The following is a 20,081-nucleotide window of genomic DNA, read 5'->3' on the forward strand; positions in this document are numbered from 1 at the left end:
ACGCCGCAACGGATAACGTTGCGGCATTCTTTAAATGCACTCATACCTTCATTACGTCAGGCAAGCAAAGCGCGTTGCCGGGCGTTTCTGCCAGGCTCTGGCAAGCACATCAGGCAAAGCGTAAGAAGCAGCACCCGTCTGGCGAGCCCTGACACAAGACGAGATGCTGTATGACCATGCCCCTGATATCACAGGGATATGACAGTGGCTTTTAATTGCTAAAACGGCCTGGCCTCTTCATCCAGCGTTTCGAGCAAAAATGTCACCGGCCGGTACCCATCATTGCAACACACCACCGCTTTGCCCTGTCTGGACCAGTCATTCCAAAATAATGGCTCGCTGGTATGAGCCAGAGTAAACACGAACTTTTCCATACAACCCCAGGCGTCTTCACAGAGGGCATTGGGTTTGCGAAAGTCAGTAATAAATTTCTCGCCCTCTTGATGCTTAGGACATGTCTTCATTTTCGGATAGCCATCCGCTCAATTAGCGTTGGCTTCAACTCTACCGATAAAACCGTTATTTTTACTTTATGCATGCCCGCACCATTAGCTCGTTCAGGTTCTCTGACGCGCCGGAAATCGCGACTGATTCCGCTGACTATCTACATGTCTGTCCGGCGCCACCATAAAACCATACTTTACGTAATGTTTTTTGACGCGATTTGACCTGCCGGCTCTTCTTCAATCGCCTGTCCGACAACATTCCAGCTTACGGCAACAGAACCTTTCCGGGGATGATAAGCAGCCTTAGTCGTCCAGATGAACGAACGCAATAACAGACACCAGTGAAACTATCCTGCTCGTGTGCCCGGCCGTTGAGAACGCCAGGGATGGCCAGGGATGACCTCATCCTCTGTTTCCGACACGACCTTACTGAACGCCCCGGCAGCGACGTTCACATCGTTGGCCATTTTTCACGGACTGATGTTGTGATCTTCCGGCCAGGCAGGCGTAAACCAGGAGAAGGCCAATGGCGCATCGCCATCGGCGGTAGCGCTGAGTAATGGTACAGCCGTTTTTCAGGCCACCTTTGAGCGGAGGCGTGACTGACAAGCAGCACGGCTCTGGCAGGCTTTTTTTGATCGCTGTTCTGTTTACCCTGAGAAATGCAGGATCAGGCAAGATTCAGACACGTATAGGCATATACGCTTTTCAATCCCCTGACTATCCTTAATCCGTTCCTCTTTGGTACGCCCCTGGCGTCACCTTCTTGCTGCGCGCTTTACGCTGCGGCGTTGATCAAAAAATCACGACACACCTTAACTGGAGACACCATGAACATTACCCATGCGTATGCTGCTCAGGATGCAAAATCCAAACTGGCACCGTTTGATTTCAAACCGCGTGAGCTTCGTGCTCATGACGTACAGCTTGAAGTGCTGTTCTGTGGCGTTTGTCACTCTGACTTGCATCAGGCACGCAATGAGTGGAAAAACACAATTTTCCCAGTGGTACCGGGACACGAGATTGTCGGTCGCGTTACCGCTGTTGGCCCTGAGACCCAAAAATACAAAGTGGGCGATTTGGTCGGCGTCGGCTGTCTGGTGGATTCCTGCCGTAGCTGTCCGAGCTGTCAGGAAGGGCTGGAGCAGTATTGTGAAAATGGCTTTGTCGGCACCTACAACGGTGAAGATCGCTTAACAGGGGCCATTACCTATGGCGGCTACTCCACCTCAATGGTGGTAGATGAAGACTTTGTACTGCGTATTCCTGCAAATCTTGAACTGGCAGGCGTGGCACCGCTGCTGTGTGCCGGCATTACGACCTATTCGCCGCTGCGCCACTGGAACGTAGGCCCCGGTAAAAAAGTTGGCATCGTCGGTCTGGGCGGCCTGGGTCATATGGGCGTAAAAATTGCGCATGCTATGGGCGCGCATGTCGTGCTGTTCACCACCTCTCCGTCTAAAATCGAAGACGGTAAACGCCTGGGCGCGGACGAAGTGGTGATCTCAAAAGATGCCGACCAGATGGCTCAGCATGCTAACAGCTTTGATTTTATCCTGAATACTGTCGCCGCCCAGCACGACCTCAACCCGTTTATCACCCTGCTGAAGCGCGACGGGAATATGACCCTGGTTGGCGCACCTGAGCACGACCACCCGGCACCACAGGTTTTCAATCTGATCTTTAAACGCCGCAGTATTGCCGGTTCACTGATTGGCGGCATTGCAGAAACTCAGGAAATGCTGGATTTCTGTGGCGAGCATGGCATTACCTCAGATATCGAGCTGATTGCGATGAATCAGATTAACGACGCCTACGAACGTATGCTGAAAAGCGACGTAAAATACCGCTTTGTTATTGATATCAATACGCTGCGTGATGAATCAGCGGCATAACCCTGCCGTTTGCCCTTTCCCACCTCGGGAAAGGGCCGTTATCGTCCGGCATCAGCCTGCTGAAAAGAGGCGTCCACCAGATAGTAGATTTGCGAATCTTTTAACGTGCCATCCAGAAACAGCGTATTCCAGTGGGATTTATTCAGATGTTCACTGGGGAACACATCGCTGTGCTCTTCCCGCATCAACTCGGCAAGCGCAGGCGTCGACTTTAACGATACCGCTGGACGCCCTTTTACCTCGTGAACCATGGCAAACAGTACGCCGTTGCTTTTGATCTGCGTGGCCTTCCAGTCGCTGTGTACGCTCTGTTCGGCGCCAGGTTTGTTCATGCAATAGGTCAGTAACTCCGAATTATTCATTATCATTCCCCTTGTAAGGTGGCAACGATACGCCGGGCACCGCCGTGAATGCGATGCTCACCCAACCAAATCCCCTGCCAGGTGCCTAATACCAGCTGACCGCGCTGCACGGGCAATGTCAGCGATACGCCGAGACTGGACGATTTAATGTGCGCGGGCATATCGTCACGACCTTCATAGTCATGCTGATAAGGTGCGTCTTCCGGGACGTGGCGCATGAAATGCTGCTCCATATCACGTCGAACCGTAGGATCGCAGTTTTCATTCAACGTCAGTGAGGCTGAAGTATGTTGCAACAGCAAATGCACCAGTCCCGTTCTGATATCACGTAATCCCGTCAACTGCTGCACGATTTCGTCCGTGATCAGATGAAAACCACGAGATTTCGCGCTTAAGACCAACGTTTGTTGATGCCACATAATTTTTTCCCTGAATCTGTCAGACCATTTAAGTGTGCAGAATGTGGCGCAAAGGTAAACCCGAAGCCTGAAAATAAAAAAGCCGCCAGACAATGCTGGCGGCCAGAACCTGTGACGGCCGTAAATTACATGACCGCGGCGAACGCTTCTGCAACCTGGTGAACGTTTTTACTGTTGAGGCCAGCCACGCACATACGACCGCTGCCGACCAGATACACACCAAACTCTTCGCGCAGACGATCCACCTGCTGCGCGCTCAGGCCGGTGTAGCTGAACATGCCGCGTTGCTTTAACAGGTAGTCGAAGCGCTTGCCCGGTAATGCCGTGCTCAGCACCTGTACCAGCGCCTGACGCATGTCGATAATACGCAGACGCATCGCTTCCACTTCTGCCAGCCAGTTTGCCTTTAAAGCCGCGTCGTTCAGGACACGTGCCACAACCTGCGCACCAAAATTCGGCGGGCTGGAGTAGTTGCGACGCACGGTCGCTTTTAACTGACCCAGAACTCGGCTGGACTCTTCAGCGCTGTCGCACACGATGGACAACCCACCGACGCGTTCGCCGTAGAGCGAGAAAATTTTCGAGAAGGAGTTGCTGACCAGCGCAGGCAGGCCCGCGGCAGCAACCGCACGCATCGCGTAAGCATCCTCTTCCATTCCGGCACCGAAGCCCTGATAGGCGATATCGAGAAACGGGATCAGTTCCTGCGCTTTCAACACCGCGACGGTTTCGTCCCACTGAGCATTGGTCAGGTCGGCGCCGGTTGGGTTGTGGCAGCACGGATGCAACAGCACGATGCTCTGCTTTGGTAAGGTTTTCAGCGTGTTGAGGAAGGCATCGAAACGGACACCGTTAGTTTCAGGATCGTACCAGGGATAGGTCTTCACCTCAAAACCGGCACCGCTAAAAATGGCAACATGGTTCTCCCAGGTCGGATCGCTAACCCAGACGTTTGACTGCGGAAAATAGCGCTTGAGGAAATCCGCGCCCACTTTCAGCGCGCCCGAACCGCCTAATGTCTGGATGGATGCTACATGGCCCGCTTTTAGCACCGGATGATCGGCACCAAATAACAACGGGGCAATCGCGTTGCGGTAGGTACTCAATCCTTCCATTGGCAGATAAAGCGACGCCTGCTGCGGCTCGGCACGCAACTGTTCCTCAGCATCGGCCACGGCCTGTAGCTGAGGAATGATGCCTTGCTCGTTGTAATAAAGCCCAATACTCAGGTTCACTTTATGCTCGCGCGGGTCCTGCTTAAAGGCTTCCATCAGCGACAAAATCGGGTCGCCAGCATAGGCATCAACGTTTTGGAACACGGTGCAGATCTCCATGGTTGGTCTTGAAATAAAAAGGGGCCACTAAACCCTGTACCGCCCGGGGCGATGGTTCATTGCGATAATCACATTAAGCACCACCGCACCGGCTACAGAAGCAAGCAACATTGGCAGGCTGACGACAAAAAGTGACGCCAGCACGACGCAGGTATCTACCGCCATTTGCAGTTTACCTGCGCGGATATCGAAACGATCCTGTAACCACAGCGCCAGAATATTGATTCCACCCAGGCTGGCTTTGTGACGAAACAACACTATAAACCCAATCCCCATGATGACGTTACCGAACAATGCCGCATAAAAAGGATTCAGCGCGGAAAAATGCATAAACAGCGGGTGCAGGTGGGTAAAAAGCGACACCAGTCCGACGGCACTGAACGTTTTCAGGGTAAATTCCCAGCCCATCCGTTTTACGGCCAGCCAGTAAAACGGGATGTTAATGAGAAAAAAGGCGCTGCCAAAAGACATGGGCGACAGGTAGCTGATTAAAAACGCGAGGCCTGCCGTGCTGCCGGTCAGCGCGCCCGCCTGCTTCAGCATAATCACGCCGAACGACACCATTAACGTGCCGAGCAGAATTGCAAGCGCATCTTCAAGACGAGAGTGGGGAATATGAGCGGGTTGTACAATGTTATCCATGATGCTGTCTCAGTACGGGTAATGACGCACTGATGCAATAACTGCGCCAGCCGGGCTGCGCTGGCAACAGGTTGACAGAAGATCACCGTTCTCGCCCGTCCGGGCGGGGACTTTCGTGCAACACCGACTTATTTTATGCACAGATAGCGCAAAATCAGGCGGTTTACCGCGTTTAATCTGCACCAAAATGGCACATCATGCGCTTTTTTGGCGCGCAGCCGGTTCCGCACTCATCATCAGGCCATTCTCTTTCAGTCTGCCTAGCACGACCGACGTTTTGACATGGGAAACGCTCTGGTGCCCGGCTAAAAGCTGACTGATTAAGGCACTGAGCGAGGCTAAGTCAGCTACCGCGACTTTAAGCAGATAGTCGGCATCGCCGGTGGTTTTATAAGCATCAACAATGGCCTCTTCCCGTTCCACCATTTGATGAAAGCTCTCAACATAGTCTGCAGTATGGTTGATCAGGCGCACTTCGATTAGCCCAACCATGCCAAGACCCACGGCGTCGGGCGACAAACGCGCATGATAGCCAAGAATAAGGTTTGCCTGTTCAAGATTGATACGGCGGCGTGAGCATTGCGATGCAGAAAGACCCACTAAATCACTGAGTTCCTGATTAGTAAGGCGGCCATTGGATTGTAACAGAGTGAGGATTTTCAGATCGTAATCGTCTACATGAGTCATGCTGTTTCCATCGCGTAAAGTGTTGCTTTACTACAGATAACCCGATTATCTGCAGGCTTGTCCAACACTATTTCGCACGGCGGGGGCCGACATGCACAGATCGTGCATGTCGGCACACAGCAGCATTACTCGTCGTCGTATTGCGGCCCAGCGTAGTTATCGAAACGCGACCACTGACCGTTAAAAGTGAGGCGAACGGTACCAATGGGGCCGTTACGCTGCTTACCCAGGATGATCTCGGCAATCCCTTTAAGATCGCTGTTTTCGTGGTAGACCTCATCGCGATAGATAAACATGATCAAGTCGGCATCCTGCTCGATCGATCCGGATTCACGCAGATCGGAGTTCACCGGGCGTTTATCTGCACGCTGCTCCAGAGAGCGGTTTAACTGGGATAAGGCCACCACCGGCACATTCAGCTCTTTTGCCAACGCTTTGAGTGAACGCGAAATCTCCGCGATTTCCAGCGTACGGTTATCTGACAGTGCCGGTACGCGCATCAGCTGCAGGTAGTCGATCATAATCAGGCTCAGTCCACCGTTCTCACGGTAGATACGACGCGCGCGCGAACGCACTTCGGTTGGCGTCAGGCCTGAAGAATCATCGATATACATATTCTTCTTTTCCAGCAGGATGCCCATGGTGCCTGAAATCCGCGCCCAGTCTTCATCGTCGAGCTGGCCGGTACGGATGCGCGTTTGATCCACGCGCGACAAGGAAGCCAGCATACGCATCATGATCTGCTCGCTGGGCATTTCCAGACTGAAAATCAGAACCGGCTTGTCCTGCAACATCGCGGCATTTTCGCACAGGTTCATGGCAAAGGTGGTTTTACCCATAGACGGACGGGCAGCCACAATAATCAGGTCTGATCGTTGCAGCCCGGCGGTTTTCTTATTCAGGTCCTGGTAGCCGGTATCCACTCCGGTGACACCATCATGCGGCGTCTGATACAGCGACTCAATGCGAGAAACGGTCGCTTCAAGAATCTGCTCGATGTTCTTTGGGCCGTCATCTTTATTGGCCCGCGCCTCTGCAATCTTAAATACGTTCGACTCAGCAAAATCCAGCAGATCTTCACTGCTGCGCCCTTGCGGATCGTAACCGGCATCGGCGATCTGGTTTGCCACGGCGATCATTTCGCGCACCACGGCGCGTTCGCGCACGATATCGGCATAAGCGCCGATGTTCGCAGCACTGGGCGTATTTTTGGCCAGCTCAGCCAGATAGGCGAAACCGCCTGCCATTTCCAGTTCGCCCCGCGTTTCGAGCGATTCTGACAGGGTGATCAGATCGATTGGCTTACTGTTTTCCAGCAGGCGCTGCATCTCGGAAAAAATCAGACGGTGCGAGCGATTAAAGAAATCATTAGCTACGACGCGTTCGGACACATTGTCCCAGCGCTCGTTATCCAGCATTAACCCACCCAGTACCGACTGTTCCGCTTCCAGCGAATGCGGGGGCATTTTCACGCCTTCCAACTGGCGATCCTGCGTTTCGTTCGATTTGTTGGTGGGTTTATTTCCTGCCATAGTGAATGCATTACCGATCTTCTGTGGGGACGCGCAAGTATACCTCAGTTAAGGGGCGCGCCTCACCCTCATGATGAAACAATCACAGGAGTAAGAATGGCAAAGCGTATTCAGTTCAACGCACACGGCGGTCCCGAGGTCTTAAACTGGGTCGATTTTGAGCTTGCCGATCCCACCGAGCATGAAATCCAGGTAGAGAATCGCGCGATTGGCATTAACTATATTGATACCTACGTGCGCAGCGGCCTGTATCCAACGGGCCATTTTCCCTCGGGGCTGGGCACCGAGGCGGCCGGTGTCGTCACCCGCGTCGGTTCGGCCGTTACGCGCTTCACGCCCGGCGATCGCGTCGTATATTGCCAGGCGGCGCTGGGCGCTTACAGTGAACGCCACAATGTAGCTGAAGAGCGTCTGATGCTGTTACCAGACGCAATTAGCTTTGAGCAGGCAGCCGCCAGTTTCCTCAAAGGCCTGACCACACAGTATCTGCTTCGTCAGACCTACAAGGTAAAACCGGATGAAACGTTCCTGTTTCATGCGGCGGCCGGTGGGGTTGGGCTGATTGCCTGCCAATGGGCGAAAGCGCTTGGCGCACACCTGATTGGCACCGTCGGCTCTCCAGAAAAAGCGGCGCGGGCAAAAAATGCTGGCGCCTGGGCCACCATTAACTACCAGCAAGAAGATATTGCCCAGCGCGTCATGGAACTGACCGCAGGCGAAAAGGTTGGCGTGGTATATGACTCCGTGGGTAAAGCGACCTGGGAGGCCTCGCTCGACTGTCTGCGCCGTCAGGGCCTGATGGTGAGCTTTGGTAATGCTTCGGGTCCGGTGACCAATATCGATCTCAGTATCCTGAACAAAAAGGGATCGTTGTTCGTTACCCGGCCCTCCCTGTTTGGTTACATCACCAATCGCCAGGAACTGGAGACAGCCAGCGCTGAGCTGTTTTCTTTGCTGGCCAGCGGTGCGATTAAGGTCGATGTGCCAGAACAGCAACAATTTGCCCTTAAAGACGCCAGTAAGGCACATCAGGTGCTGGAAAGCCGGGCCACGCACGGATCGAGCCTGTTAATTCCGTGAAATAAAAAGGGCTTCCCGCAGGAAGCCCTTCTTTTATTTTTCATTCGCACTGATGTAGGGGCAGAAGCGATGAACAGATTATGAAATCACGCGAGCCATCCTGACAGAAAATATAAGTAAAAAGTATGGTCCGCAGCCATTATCTTACCGGCAATCTCTTAACCTGTGATCTCGCCCACATTTAGTACCGGCCATCTCTTTCCAGTCGGCTGAAGCGGCGTTTGAGCCTGTTGCGTCGACGTGTGTCTTCATCAGTAAAAAAGCGGCGATAAAGCCACACCGCTGCCACCGCCAGTATGAGCCAGGGCAGAACGTGTACGATAAGCGCAAACACGCCACCGATAAACATCACCACCGTCGCGACGATCAGGGCAGCAATGACGCCTAACAGGGACACGCCGGTGAATAACAGCATCAGGAAAAAACCCAATACAAAAAGTATGTCCATTTTGGTGCTCCTCGTTATCAATAGATTATTTATTACAAGAAACGTGCCAAAGGTTAACTTTTTGATTTTAAATAAGATAACAGAATAGCCCCAGCCCAAAGATGATGAAATTCACCAAATTATGGTGTTAAAAAAACCAGCCTGATGGCTGGTTTGGCAGAACTAGGCTTCCTGAGGAATTTTGTCGGCGACCAACGCCAGCGCCGCCTCTAGCACGCGGACGTCAGCGCCAGGTTTGTGCGCATTTTCACTAAGATGACGACGCCACTGACGTGCACCAGGAATGCCCTGGAACAGGCCCAACATATGGCGCGTGACATGGCCGAGATAGGTGCCTTTCGACAGTTCTGCCTCGATATAAGGATACATCGCGCGCACCACCGCAACCGGATCGACAGCAGGACGGTCGCGGCCAAATAATTCACGATCCACCTGTGCGAGGATACCGGGGTTTTGATAGGCTTCGCGGCCCATCATGACGCCATCCAGGTGCTGAAGATGCGTTTTCGCTTCTCCAAGCGTTTTAACGCCGCCGTTAATCGCAATCGTTAACTGAGGGAAATCGCGTTTTAACTGGTAAACACGTGGGTAATCCAGCGGTGGGATCTCACGGTTCTCTTTCGGGCTGAGTCCGGAAAGCCAGGCTTTGCGGGCATGGATAATAAAGGTGTCACAACCACCGCGTTCGGCAACCGTGCCGATAAAGTCGGTAAGGAAAGCATAGCTGTCCTGATCGTCAATGCCGATGCGCGTTTTAACCGTTACCGGGATATCCACCACATCGCGCATCGCTTTGATGCCGTCAGCCACTAAGCCAGCTTCCGCCATCAGGCAGGCGCCAAAACGACCATTCTGTACCCGGTCTGACGGGCAACCGACATTGAGGTTCACCTCATCGTAACCGCGCTGCTCTGCCAGCGCCGCACACTGCGCCAGGGCTGCGGGATCGCTGCCGCCCAACTGCAATGCGACCGGGTGCTCCTGCTCGCTGTATGCCAGATAATCGCCTTTGCCGTGAATAATCGCGCCCGTTGTTACCATCTCGGTATACAGCAGCGTGTCAGCCGTAAGCTGGCGATGGAAATAGCGACAGTGACGGTCAGTCCAGTCGAGCATGGGGGCAATGGAGAAACGTTGGGATGAAAAAGTATCGGTCATGAAGCGCAGTCGGTCCGGTGGTTAACAGTGATGATATTCTGCGCAAGGATAGCATAAGGGCGGGCGACAAGGTATCGCCCGCCCGTGAATGGCGGAGATTAGAAATTAAATCCGAGCTGAGCCATCGCGCCCCAGGTATTGTTTTGGCCTACCGAACCCGCCAGATCCAGGTGCACAGAATTATTGAATGGTGACAGGCCGAAACCGGCTGTGGCTACGTTTTCATCAGTCGAACGCATGTCCGCGCGGTAACCAGCACGTAACTGCAGCCAGTCCAGTACACGGTATTCCGCACCGACGCCAGCGTACTGGCTGTTTTCCTGCGATTTAAAGCGATGGGTTTCAGTGAGGTCAACATCACCTGTCAGGGTAACGGGACCTTTATCCCAGGCTAAACCCGCGGTCACTAATGGGCGGATTTCGTAAGTATCGCGGTAGCCGTTGACTTCTTTCGTTTCCAGATCGCGGGAAACCAGGTTTTGTCCGGTCACGCCCAGCGTCCAGTTTTCAGCAAACACTGTCGCCATGCCGGCATCAATGTTGAAGCCACTTTCCGTGCTGCGGTAGCGGCCATCGCGTAAATCGTTTTTGTCGTAGTTATAGACGCTGGCGGAATAGTTATACAGCCAGGTTTTTTGCAGCTTGGGTGTAATGCCAATTGAAACCGGCTGACCGGCGATGGTGAATTCATGCGCAACGGCAATACCATAATCCGTATTCAGTGCAGCCAGCCCATTGGCACTGGAACCCAGCAAGTTTTGGATATTAGCCAGCCCAAAGGGACCACCAGGAATACCTGCAAAGGAGCCATCAGCAACGCCCTGCAGTATGACAATGTCACCCTCTTTCACGTTTGCGCGTACATGTGCTGTACCGTAAGCCTTAGTCACAAAAGCAAAAGGCAGGGTTTCGTTAGGGATGGTTACGGCGATCGCCACGCCCGCTGTGGCATTGGCTTTGTTACCGCGTAAGTCCCGGAGCGTATTCGCTAAGTCGCCTGACGCGGCCTGTATCTCAGGAATACGACGCAACAGCTCAAACCCCGATGCATTTTCGAACAGATCCTGATAGCGATTCACTGTGTCAGTGATGTTATCGATCTTATCGACCATCTTGTCTTTGTCGGTGATTTGCGCACCGGCACTGGGAATAATGATGCTGACATCGTCATCAGGTTTCGCTTTGGTCATCAAGGCCGGGTTGGCCAGAACGGCTGATCCGTAGGTCGACGACGCCACGCCTGTTCCACCCATGGCATCGTTACGGGCATCATACCAGGTTCCTGCGGCCAGCGCGGAAGATGAGAAAACCAGGGCATTGAACACTGCAGGAAAAACCAGAACGGAACGTGGTACGGTTAATTTTGCCATTTGCTTATCATCACCTGAAATATTGCCGTCAAAACATTAACGACTGAATAGTTTGTTAGCTCCATTGTGGAGGATTGCTAACGCTTTATTGCTGTGAATTCAGAGTAAATAGTGGCGCAATTCCGTGGATTGATTATTTTTCGATCCGATATGTGCAGTTACCGCCAGAAAAGCTTCAGGCAAATCCGGTCTGAGCCAGCACTTTATTAAGAACATTTAAACATTAGTGCTTAACTCAGTGAGATGTAAAGTAAAAGTAAAAAATATCTATAAACATTCTGAAATACACTGGTCTCAGGCGGGTTGTTGCCGGGTGATAACAGGGGTAAAAGTGGTCAAAAAGGCAGGCTCAGGGACTCCTGGCGAGGTTCAGCGTCAACATAATTATTGTGATAAGATAACATCACCTGTCCAGCGGAGAACTTTCATGTCAACCATGACGCCAGAGCAAATTATGACCCAGGCTGAGAAGCTGTGTTTACAGCGCGGTGTTCGCCTGACAACACAGCGAGCAGAAGTGCTGAGGTTGATGGCCGGACAGCCTGGCTCAATCAGTGCCTATGATCTGCTGGATCAGCTGCGAGTTAGCGAGCCACAGGCAAAACCGCCCACCGTTTATCGCGCGCTGGATTTCCTGCTGGAGCAGGGATTTATTCATCGGGTGGAATCAAATAACAGCTACGTAATGTGCCATCACTTCGAAGCGCCTGCACACACGTCGGTTATGCTGGTGTGCGATCGCTGTGCTGGCGTGACCGAAAAGCAGGCTCAGGGCGCGGAGCAGATCATCGCCTCTTTGGCTGAGGAAGCCCATTTTGTCCTCAGAAATAGCGTGATCGAAGCGCATGGCTTATGTGAGAACTGTGCTGAAGTTGAGGCGTGTGAACAGCATGAACATTGTGATCACGATCATCATACTGAAGGGAAAAAGCGCGGTAAGCGGAGCTAGTTTGCACATCCTTGTGCGGTGGCCGGCATGAGCGTACCGACCCGGGTAGGAGCGTCCCTGAAAAGCGTGATTACCAGCGGTAATCTTTGTTAGAACCTTCCCAGGCCGTTACTTCCTTCTCCGCTTCTTCTTTTGCGTAGCCGTAACGTTCCTGGATTTTACCGACCAGCTGATCGCGTTTACCTTCAATGACTTGCATGTCATCATCGGTCAGCTTGCCCCATTTCTCTTTCATTTTTCCTTTGAACTGTTTCCAGTTACCACTCGCTTCGTCTTTATTCATTGCAGACCTCCACGTTATCCTTCGGTTTCGCATTATCTTGCAGTTAAGCAAAATCACGATATAAAGCGCTGGTCATAAGCGCCATTCAAAGTTAATTGTAGTAGGTAATCTCAGGATTGCCGGAAAAAATGAAAATATTATGTATCCTGCGTCATAATTCCGCCTGAGCGTTCAGGCATTGAACCAGGTGCCATTACGCCAGTGCTTCCGCCAGACCAGCCACAAGGATAAGCCACGCAGGGCCAGGAAAACGGCGATAGCCAGCCACAAACCATGGTTGCCCAGCCAAGGCAGTGTCGTGAGCGTCAGGAAGTAACCCAGCGCAGCCACTGCCATGCTGTTACGCATTTCTCTGCCCCGCGTTGCGCCAATAAACATGCCATCCAGTAGATAGCACCAGACGCCGATCAGCGGTAACACCATCTGCCAAATCAGAAAACTATCGGCCGCCTCTTGCAGTGCACGAATAGAAGTCAGCAAAGTCACGATCTGATAGCCAAAAAAAGCATAGGCCAGCGAGAAAAACAGCGCCACTAACAGGGCTTGGCGACAGGCAGACAACCATACCTGCTGCAGTCGGCTACCGTCTTTTGCCCCGTGTGCTTCGCCAGCAAAGGCCTCGACGGCATAGGCAAAGCCGTCCAGGGCATAAGCGGTAAAAGTAATAAACATCAGAAGGATAGCATTTACCGCTACCACATCCGGGCCAATACGGGCACCCAGTACGGTCAGCGAGGCAAAGCAGAGCTGCAAGAGCAATGAGCGCAGTAAGATATCGCGGTTAAGGCGAAGAAGGCGGTGAATATCGCCACGCCAGCTGCGGGTGAGCATATCAAACCTGATACCACGGAGCTTTAATACGCGCCACACCATCGCCATACCGACCAGCAACGTCGCGTATTCTGCCAGCGCGGTGGCGGTGGCGGCACCGGCCACGCCCCAGTGCAGGCCCAGAACCAACCAAAGATCTAACAGGATATTGATGACATTCCCCACCACCAGCAGGATGACGGGTGCCCGGGCATACTGAACGCCCAGCAGCCAGCCCAGGATTACCAGGTTAGCCAGCGTTGCGGGCGCGCTGAGCCAGCGAATATGAATAAACAGGGCAGCCTGTTCCAGCACCGACGGATCCCCACCGACAAAGCGGGTCGCCAATGCGGTGACGGGATAGCGGAGGAAGATAAACAGGATGCCGACCACCAGGGCGATGATCAGTGGCTGTGTCAGCGCACGCGCCAGCGCGGTCTTATCGCCCGCACCGAATGCCTGTGCCGTTAAGCCCGTAGTGCTCATGCGTAGAAAAAGCAGCAACATGAAGACAAAGCTGGTGACGGTCGTGCCGACGGCGACGCCGCCCAGATAGATCGGACTGTCGAGATGACCAATAACGGCCGTATCGACCAGGCCGAGCAAAGGAACCGTAATATTTGACAGGATCATGGGCAGCGCTAACCGCCACAGTTTTTTATCGGTAGCCGTCAGAAAGCGCATTCGTAAATCCGTGCGATGAACCGCCGGGGTTTCAGGTCAACCCACAGCGGAAAAGTAAGGACAAGCAGGGGAATAGTAAGATTGACGAAAGCCGACAATCTTAACCGGTTTTACAGCCACTCACCGTTACGCACAATGCCCACGGCCAGACCTTCAACGGTCAGTGACTGGGCACGGGTGTCAACAACGATAGGCTCGAAATCATTGTTTTCAGGTAAGAGATGCACCACAGAACCCTGCTTTTTCCAGCGTTTTACCGTGACTTCGTCATCGATGCGCGCCACCACAACCTGACCATTGCGCACGTCCTGCGTTTTGTGTACGGCCAGCAGATCGCCATCCATGATGCCGATGTCTTTCATTGACATACCGCTTACGCGCAGCAGGAAATCGGCTGAAGGCTTGAACATGTCGGGATCCACTTTGTAATGCGTTTCAATGTGTTCCTGAGCCAGTAATGGCTCACCGGCGGCAACACGACCGATCAGCGGCAGGCCGTCTGATGGCTCTTCTTCCATTAACAAACGGATACCGCGGGACGCACCAGAGACAATTTCAATCACGCCTTTACGCGCCAGTGCTTTCAGGTGTTCTTCGGCCGCATTGGGCGAACGAAAACCGAGTTGTGCAGCAATTTCTGCACGCGTTGGCGGCATGCCTGTTTGATTAATGTGGTCGCGAATCAAGTCGTAGACCTGTTGCTGCCTGCTGGTTAATGCTTTCATCCCGCCCCCTGGTTGTTTATACAGTCGCTGTGAGTATATACAGGTATTGGTGAAATGGAAACCAAAACTCAGGTCAAAATCAGTTATTTGAGCCGAGATGGAACGCTTATCGCAAATGCGACCAAAGCAGCGTTCCCCAGACAAAAAGGGCCAGTAATATTGCGATAAAAACGGCAGCGGATCCCATGTCTTTTGCCCGCCCGGCAAGCGGATGACGCTCCTGGCCTGTGCGGTCTACCACGGCTTCTATCGCGCTGTTCAGGACTTCGACAATAATCACCAGCACGACAGAACCAATCATCAGGATGCGCGAAACAGTATCGACATCCAGCCAGCAGGCCAGGATAATCGCCACCACTGCGGCAACCGCTTCCTGACGAAAAGCGGCTTCGTGCTGCCAGGCAGCACGCAGACCTTGCCATGAATAGCCGGCCGCTTTCACAATACGGTTAAGGCCGGTGGCATTATTTGTCATAATAAAGGAACTCTTTTCAAAGGATTGACGTCAATATTGGGCAGCGCACAATTGTCGCTGTCACAGATTTTTGCTGCGCTTTCTGATAAGCTTGCGCCGCTTTGCTAACAAGAGGCTTCATATTGTCTATGTCAGGTTGGCGTATACTTTTTTATAAATTACTGAATTTACCCCTTTCGTTTCTGGTAAAGAGTAAGGCCATTCCGGCCGATCCCGTATCCGAACATGGGCTGGATCCTACCCGGCCTATTATGTATGTCCTGCCTTATGATTCAAAGGCCGATCTCCTCACTTTGCGTGCGCAGTGCATCCGGCACGATCTGCCCGATCCGCTCTCACCACTGGAGATTGACGGGGCCCTGTTGCCGCGCCATGTCTTTATTCACGACGGTCCGCGCGTGTTCCCCTATTTCGTGCCCAGCGTCGAGTCGGTAAAAATCTTCCACGAATATCTTGATCTGCACCGCAGTAATCCTGAGCTTGATATTCAGATGTTACCGGTTTCAGTTATGTTTGGTCGTGCACCTGGCCGGGAAGTGCAGGGTGAAGACAATCCACCGCATTTGCGCTTGCTTAACGGCGTACAAAAATTCTTTGCCGTGCTCTGGCATGGACGTGACAGTTTTGTGCGCTTCTCACCGACCGTCTCTCTGCGTCGTATGGCGACTGAGCACGGCACGGATAAATCCATCGCCCAGAAACTGGCCCGGGTTGCCCGTATCCACTTTGCCCGTCAGCGTCTGGCGGCTGTTGGCCCGCGCCTTCCCGCGCGCCAGGATTTGTTCAACCGCCTGCTGCAATCGAAGGCGATTGAAAAAGCGGTAGAAGACGAAGCCCGCAGTAAAAAGATTTCCCATGAGAAGGCGCAGCAGAACGCCATCGAGATGATGGAAGAGATTGCCGCCAACTTCTCCTATGAAGCCATTCGCGTGACGGACCGGGTAATGGGCTGGCTCTGGAGCCGCCTCTATCAGGGTATCAATGTGAACGGCGGTGAGCGCGTGCGTCAGTTGGCGCAGGACGGACACGAGATCGTTTATGTGCCCTGCCACCGCAGCCACATGGATTACCTGCTGCTGTCTTACGTGCTGTATCACCAGGGGCTGGTACCGCCGCACATCGCCGCCGGTATTAACCTAAATTTCTGGCCTGCCGGGCCGATTTTCCGCCGTCTGGGTGCCTTCTTTATTCGCCGTACCTTTAAGGGCAACAAGCTCTACTCCACCGTTTTCCGCGAATATCTGGGCGAGCTTTTTACCCGCGGCTATTCCGTCGAGTACTTCGTTGAAGGCGGCCGTTCACGTACTGGCCGACTGCTGGATCCTAAAACCGGGACGTTATCCATGACGCTGCAGGCCATGCTGCGCGGCGGTACGCGCCCTATCACGTTAGTGCCTATTTACATCGGCTATGAACACGTCATGGAAGTGGGAACCTACGCGAAAGAACTGCGCGGTGCCGTTAAAGAGAAAGAAGGCTTTATGCAGATGGTGCGCGGCTTGCGCAAGCTGCGTAACCTCGGCCAGGGATACGTGAATTTTGGTGAGCCGCTGCCGCTGATAAATTATCTGAACAAGCGCGTTCCTGAATGGCGGGATTCTATCGATCCCATTGAAGCCCAGCGCCCGGGTTGGTTAACCCCAACGGCGAATGATATCGCGGCCACCATCATGGTGCGAATCAATGAAGCCGGCGCGGCGAATGCCATGAACCTGTGCGTGACCGCCCTGCTTGCTTCACGTCAGCGCTCACTAACTCGCGAGCAGCTGATTGAGCAACTGGAGTGCTACACCCAGTTGCTGCGCAATGTGCCCTACTCACCGGATGCAACATTGCCAGACATGTCCGCCGAAGCCTTGCTGGACCATGCCCTTAGCATGAACAAGTTCGAGAGTGAGAAAGACAGTATTGGTGACATCATTATTCTGCCGCGCGAGCAGGCCGTGCTGATGACCTACTACCGTAATAACATTCATCATATGCTGGTGATGCCAGCGCTGATTGCGGCGATTGTGCAGCAGCACCGTAATCTGAGCGAAGCCGAACTGCTGCGTCAGGTCAGTCTGATTTACCCCATGCTGAAGAGCGAACTGTTCCTGCGCTGGAGCAATGACCAACTGCCGCAGTTGCTCACTGATTTGTGCCAGGAACTGACGCGTCAGGGGCTGATTACCATTGAAGCGGGCCTGCTGTCGTTCAATACCGCGCGTTACCGTACGCTTCAGCTGCTGGCCGCAGGTGTACGTGAGACGCTGCAGCGCTACGCCATTACTTTCTCCATCCTGAGTGCCAAGCCCACCATCAACCGTGGCACGCTGGAAAAAGAGAGCCGTACCCTGGCGCAGCGTCTGAGCGTGTTGCACGGCATTAACGCGCCGGAGTTCTTTGATAAAGCGGTGTTTTCCTCACTGGTGCTTACACTGCGTGATGAAGGCTATATCAGCGACAGTGGCGATGCAGACGTGGCGCAGACACTGGCGACCTGGCATATCCTGGCTGAGCTGGTTACCAGCGATGTACGCATGACCATTGAGAGCGCTGTCGCGCACGATTAACGAGTCAGCGACAACGAAAAAGGCGACCATTGAGGTCGCCTTTTTTATCCGCGTGCTGGCATGGCGCAACTACCCGCTTTGACCCACTTTCCAATCCACAAGCTGGCTGTGATGTCCTGTCAATGGCGTTTAAAGAAGCTGTGAAAACGGCGGCGTATTCATCAGCACGCCCAGAAACAGAACCAGTCCTACGTAGTTGTTGTTCAGAAAAGCGCGGAAACAGGCCTGGCGATCGCGCTCTGCGATCAGCTTTTGCTGATAAACAAACAGCCCGCCAGCCAGCAATAGTGTCCAGTAAAACGCCCCGTTCAGATCCAGAATCATCCCTACCCACGCCATGAGTACCAGCGTCGCCAACTGCAGCAAACCAATAATGAATTTGTCGTAGCGGCCAAACAGTATCGCCGTTGATTTAACGCCAATCTTCAAGTCATCATCGCGATCGACCATGGCATATTGCGTGTCATAGGCCACCGTCCAGCAAATGTTAGCCAGAAATACCAGCCAGCAGACAAGAGGTAAGGACTCACTAACTGCTGACCATGCCATGGGAATCGCCCAGCCAAATGCCGCGCCCAGCACCACCTGCGGCAAATGCGTATAGCGCTTCATAAACGGATAGACCCAGGCCAGTGCCAGGCCCACGACCGAGAGCATGATGGTCATCAGGTTCATGCTCAGCACCAGGGCAAAGGCAATCAGTCCTAACACCACAAATAAGTATTTGGCCTCTTTCGCAGTGACGGCACCGCTTGCCAGCGGCCGGTGCTTCGTGCGCTCGACATGACCATCGACCTTGCGATCGGCATAATCATTGATGACACAGCCTGCGGCGCGCATAACAAATACCCCGGCGACAAACACCGCCAGTATGTGTAGGGGCGGAACAGCCATCTTTGCCAACCACAGCGCCCACAATGTTGGCCACAGCAGCAGCAGAGCGCCAATCGGCTTATCAATGCGCATCAGGCGGCTGTAAGCCTGCCATTTCGTCATGTTTTGTGTGTTCTGCACAGGTCAAACCCTTAACCTTGATCACGATAGAGCGGCGAAGCCGGTAAAAACAGTTCCGTTAACAGCAGCGGTTTCCCTGACAGTCGCAGGCGCGAGCGGCGTCCCCAGAGCGCATCAACGCGGCCAGGCTCAATGAAATCGCGGGTCAGCGTTGATGACGAGAACAGATAACGCCCCAGCGGGCGCGTACCGAGTTGCTGTAACATCGCTTCCGGGCCGTTGAGGGTACTTTCTGGCACCAGCGTGCGCCCTGCCAGCCAAGGTTCCTCATCCCCGTAGAGGATGACTTCTCGCAGCCAGAAACGCTGATCGGCAGGGAGTAATGCCCCTTCATCGCCGAGTTCATCGGCGGAGATAAAGCCCTCACGTACAGGTTCCACCCTGACCTTCTGGCAATGCTGTTCAAAACGTCGCGTCATGGAATCCTCTTCCATTAGCCAGTCACGAAGCGGTTGCGTCAATGCGGCATCGTCCAGCGCCAGCCAGTTAAGTGAACGTAACGAACGGAGCGGGTCTTGCGTCATGGCACTTTCCCCTAAAAATTTTCAGAGAGGTAGTTTAGCGCAGAGCGATACGAGGAACACCCGTCCTGAATGCTGAGAACGTGATTACTCGCGTTTAAGCCGGTTACTGTTTGCCAGCCACAGCGTGATCACCAGCAGCAGGATGGCCGCAGAGTAGCACAGCGTATCAAAGGGATTTTTATGGTCGACGATGATCAGCCTGATGATGGCCGTAATCCCGATATAGACAAAATAGCGCAAGGGAAAATGGTAGCCCGACTGAAAGTACTTCACGATGAGTGCAATGAACTCAAAGTAGAGAAAATAAATCACAATGCCCTCAATTAGCAGGTAGGAGGACGCCTGCTCACCGGTGCTAAACAGCACATTGGCCAGATGTACCGTCTCCTTGCCCAAAAATACCATCAAAATGAAGGCCAGGATCAACAGCCCCGCGTTCAGCACCCACTGCATCAGGCGCGCAATCTTCTGTGCTGCAGGATTTTTATCACTCATGTCACGCCTCGAGAATCGAATGGAGTTCGGTTAGCGTTATCATGCTTTAGTGTGACCTAAATCACAATATAGCCGTCAGGCTTACCGCATCCGCTGCCCTCTCCGACACAACGTTGAGACGTGCCGTGTTCCCTGTCAGGCAGGGTGAATTCCGTCTCCCAAAGGCGGAATGACACAGCTGTACAGGCCGGTTT

The 20,081-nt window shown here is 53.3% G+C and carries 21 protein-coding genes; 4 read left to right on the forward strand and 17 right to left on the reverse strand.

What is annotated here, in order from left to right; genetic code table 11:
• Positions 1-218: 218 nt before the first annotated feature.
• Positions 219-464, reverse strand: a complete 246-nt coding sequence (locus P9J57_RS19355; protein WP_029570864.1) for a TIGR04076 family protein — start codon at positions 462-464, stop codon at positions 219-221.
• 812 nt (positions 465-1,276) lie between these two features.
• On the opposite strand from P9J57_RS19355, the gene P9J57_RS19360 reads away from it, so the two are divergent.
• Positions 1,277-2,341, forward strand: a complete 1,065-nt coding sequence (locus tag P9J57_RS19360) for an NAD(P)-dependent alcohol dehydrogenase (protein ID WP_014595065.1) — start codon at positions 1,277-1,279, stop codon at positions 2,339-2,341.
• Positions 2,342-2,379: 38 nt separating this feature from the next.
• On the opposite strand, the gene P9J57_RS19365 is transcribed toward P9J57_RS19360, so the two are convergent.
• The 6 genes from P9J57_RS19365 to dnaB form a co-directional block, all read right to left on the reverse strand.
• Positions 2,380-2,703 carry an MmcQ/YjbR family DNA-binding protein gene (locus tag P9J57_RS19365; RefSeq protein ID WP_014606938.1) on the reverse strand — a complete coding sequence of 108 codons (324 nt, stop codon included), beginning with the start codon at positions 2,701-2,703 and terminating at the stop codon, positions 2,380-2,382.
• Positions 2,704-2,705: 2 nt separating this feature from the next.
• The gene (locus P9J57_RS19370; protein WP_014606939.1) at positions 2,706-3,122 is read right to left on the reverse strand and encodes a secondary thiamine-phosphate synthase enzyme YjbQ; all 417 of its coding nucleotides are present in this window, start codon (positions 3,120-3,122) and stop codon (positions 2,706-2,708) included.
• A gap of 125 nt (positions 3,123-3,247) precedes the next feature.
• Positions 3,248-4,441 carry an amino acid aminotransferase gene (locus tag P9J57_RS19375; RefSeq protein ID WP_024471455.1) on the reverse strand — a complete coding sequence of 398 codons (1,194 nt, stop codon included), beginning with the start codon at positions 4,439-4,441 and terminating at the stop codon, positions 3,248-3,250.
• Between the two features lie 42 nt (positions 4,442-4,483).
• A complete protein-coding gene (locus tag P9J57_RS19380) occupies positions 4,484-5,098 on the reverse strand; it encodes a YitT family protein (protein WP_013024166.1) in 615 nt (204 codons plus the stop codon).
• Positions 5,099-5,293: 195 nt separating this feature from the next.
• Positions 5,294-5,785, reverse strand: a complete 492-nt coding sequence (locus P9J57_RS19385) for an Lrp/AsnC family transcriptional regulator (RefSeq protein WP_013024165.1) — start codon at positions 5,783-5,785, stop codon at positions 5,294-5,296.
• Between the two features lie 125 nt (positions 5,786-5,910).
• Entirely contained in the window at positions 5,911-7,317 is a 1,407-nt protein-coding gene (gene dnaB / locus P9J57_RS19390) for a replicative DNA helicase (RefSeq protein ID WP_013024164.1), read from the reverse strand.
• Positions 7,318-7,413: 96 nt separating this feature from the next.
• Here dnaB and P9J57_RS19395 point away from each other — a divergent pair, with 96 nt between their 5' ends.
• Entirely contained in the window at positions 7,414-8,397 is a 984-nt protein-coding gene (locus P9J57_RS19395) for a quinone oxidoreductase (protein ID WP_014606941.1), read from the forward strand.
• Positions 8,398-8,578: 181 nt separating this feature from the next.
• On the opposite strand, the gene pspG is transcribed toward P9J57_RS19395, so the two are convergent.
• From pspG to P9J57_RS19410, 3 genes are all read right to left on the reverse strand, one after another.
• A complete protein-coding gene (pspG, locus tag P9J57_RS19400; protein WP_014606942.1) occupies positions 8,579-8,845 on the reverse strand; it encodes an envelope stress response protein PspG in 267 nt (88 codons plus the stop codon).
• A gap of 162 nt (positions 8,846-9,007) precedes the next feature.
• Positions 9,008-10,003 (reverse strand): tRNA dihydrouridine(20/20a) synthase DusA, encoded by a 996-nt coding sequence (gene dusA, locus P9J57_RS19405; protein ID WP_014595062.1) that lies wholly within the window; start codon positions 10,001-10,003, stop codon positions 9,008-9,010.
• A gap of 98 nt (positions 10,004-10,101) precedes the next feature.
• Positions 10,102-11,373 carry a conjugal transfer protein TraF gene (locus P9J57_RS19410; RefSeq protein ID WP_013024160.1) on the reverse strand — a complete coding sequence of 424 codons (1,272 nt, stop codon included), beginning with the start codon at positions 11,371-11,373 and terminating at the stop codon, positions 10,102-10,104.
• A gap of 427 nt (positions 11,374-11,800) precedes the next feature.
• Here P9J57_RS19410 and zur point away from each other — a divergent pair, with 427 nt between their 5' ends.
• The gene (zur, locus tag P9J57_RS19415) at positions 11,801-12,322 is read left to right on the forward strand and encodes a zinc uptake transcriptional repressor Zur (protein ID WP_014606943.1); all 522 of its coding nucleotides are present in this window, start codon (positions 11,801-11,803) and stop codon (positions 12,320-12,322) included.
• A gap of 70 nt (positions 12,323-12,392) precedes the next feature.
• On the opposite strand, the gene P9J57_RS19420 is transcribed toward zur, so the two are convergent.
• The 4 genes from P9J57_RS19420 to P9J57_RS19435 form a co-directional block, all read right to left on the reverse strand.
• A complete protein-coding gene (locus P9J57_RS19420) occupies positions 12,393-12,605 on the reverse strand; it encodes a CsbD family protein (protein ID WP_014606944.1) in 213 nt (70 codons plus the stop codon).
• 171 nt (positions 12,606-12,776) lie between these two features.
• Positions 12,777-14,099, reverse strand: a complete 1,323-nt coding sequence (gene dinF, locus P9J57_RS19425) for an MATE family efflux transporter DinF (RefSeq protein WP_014606945.1) — start codon at positions 14,097-14,099, stop codon at positions 12,777-12,779.
• 110 nt (positions 14,100-14,209) lie between these two features.
• Positions 14,210-14,824, reverse strand: a complete 615-nt coding sequence (gene lexA, locus P9J57_RS19430) for a transcriptional repressor LexA (RefSeq protein WP_014606946.1) — start codon at positions 14,822-14,824, stop codon at positions 14,210-14,212.
• Between the two features lie 106 nt (positions 14,825-14,930).
• On the reverse strand, positions 14,931-15,299 hold the full coding sequence (locus P9J57_RS19435; RefSeq protein WP_013024155.1) for a diacylglycerol kinase: 369 nt from the start codon (positions 15,297-15,299) through the stop codon (positions 14,931-14,933).
• Positions 15,300-15,427: 128 nt separating this feature from the next.
• Here P9J57_RS19435 and plsB point away from each other — a divergent pair, with 128 nt between their 5' ends.
• Complete coding sequence (plsB, locus tag P9J57_RS19440; protein ID WP_014595060.1) at positions 15,428-17,854, forward strand: glycerol-3-phosphate 1-O-acyltransferase PlsB; 2,427 nt, start codon at positions 15,428-15,430, stop codon at positions 17,852-17,854.
• A 129-nt stretch (positions 17,855-17,983) separates the two neighbouring features.
• Here plsB and ubiA read toward each other — a convergent pair whose 3' ends face one another.
• The 3 genes from ubiA to psiE form a co-directional block, all read right to left on the reverse strand.
• Entirely contained in the window at positions 17,984-18,868 is an 885-nt protein-coding gene (gene ubiA, locus P9J57_RS19445) for a 4-hydroxybenzoate octaprenyltransferase (RefSeq protein ID WP_029569358.1), read from the reverse strand.
• An 11-nt stretch (positions 18,869-18,879) separates the two neighbouring features.
• Entirely contained in the window at positions 18,880-19,392 is a 513-nt protein-coding gene (gene ubiC / locus P9J57_RS19450) for a chorismate lyase (RefSeq protein WP_014606948.1), read from the reverse strand.
• A gap of 84 nt (positions 19,393-19,476) precedes the next feature.
• Complete coding sequence (gene psiE / locus P9J57_RS19455; protein ID WP_013024151.1) at positions 19,477-19,887, reverse strand: phosphate-starvation-inducible protein PsiE; 411 nt, start codon at positions 19,885-19,887, stop codon at positions 19,477-19,479.
• Positions 19,888-20,081 lie beyond the last annotated feature (194 nt).

This window comes from Pantoea sp. nfd-35 (genome assembly GCF_056892255.1).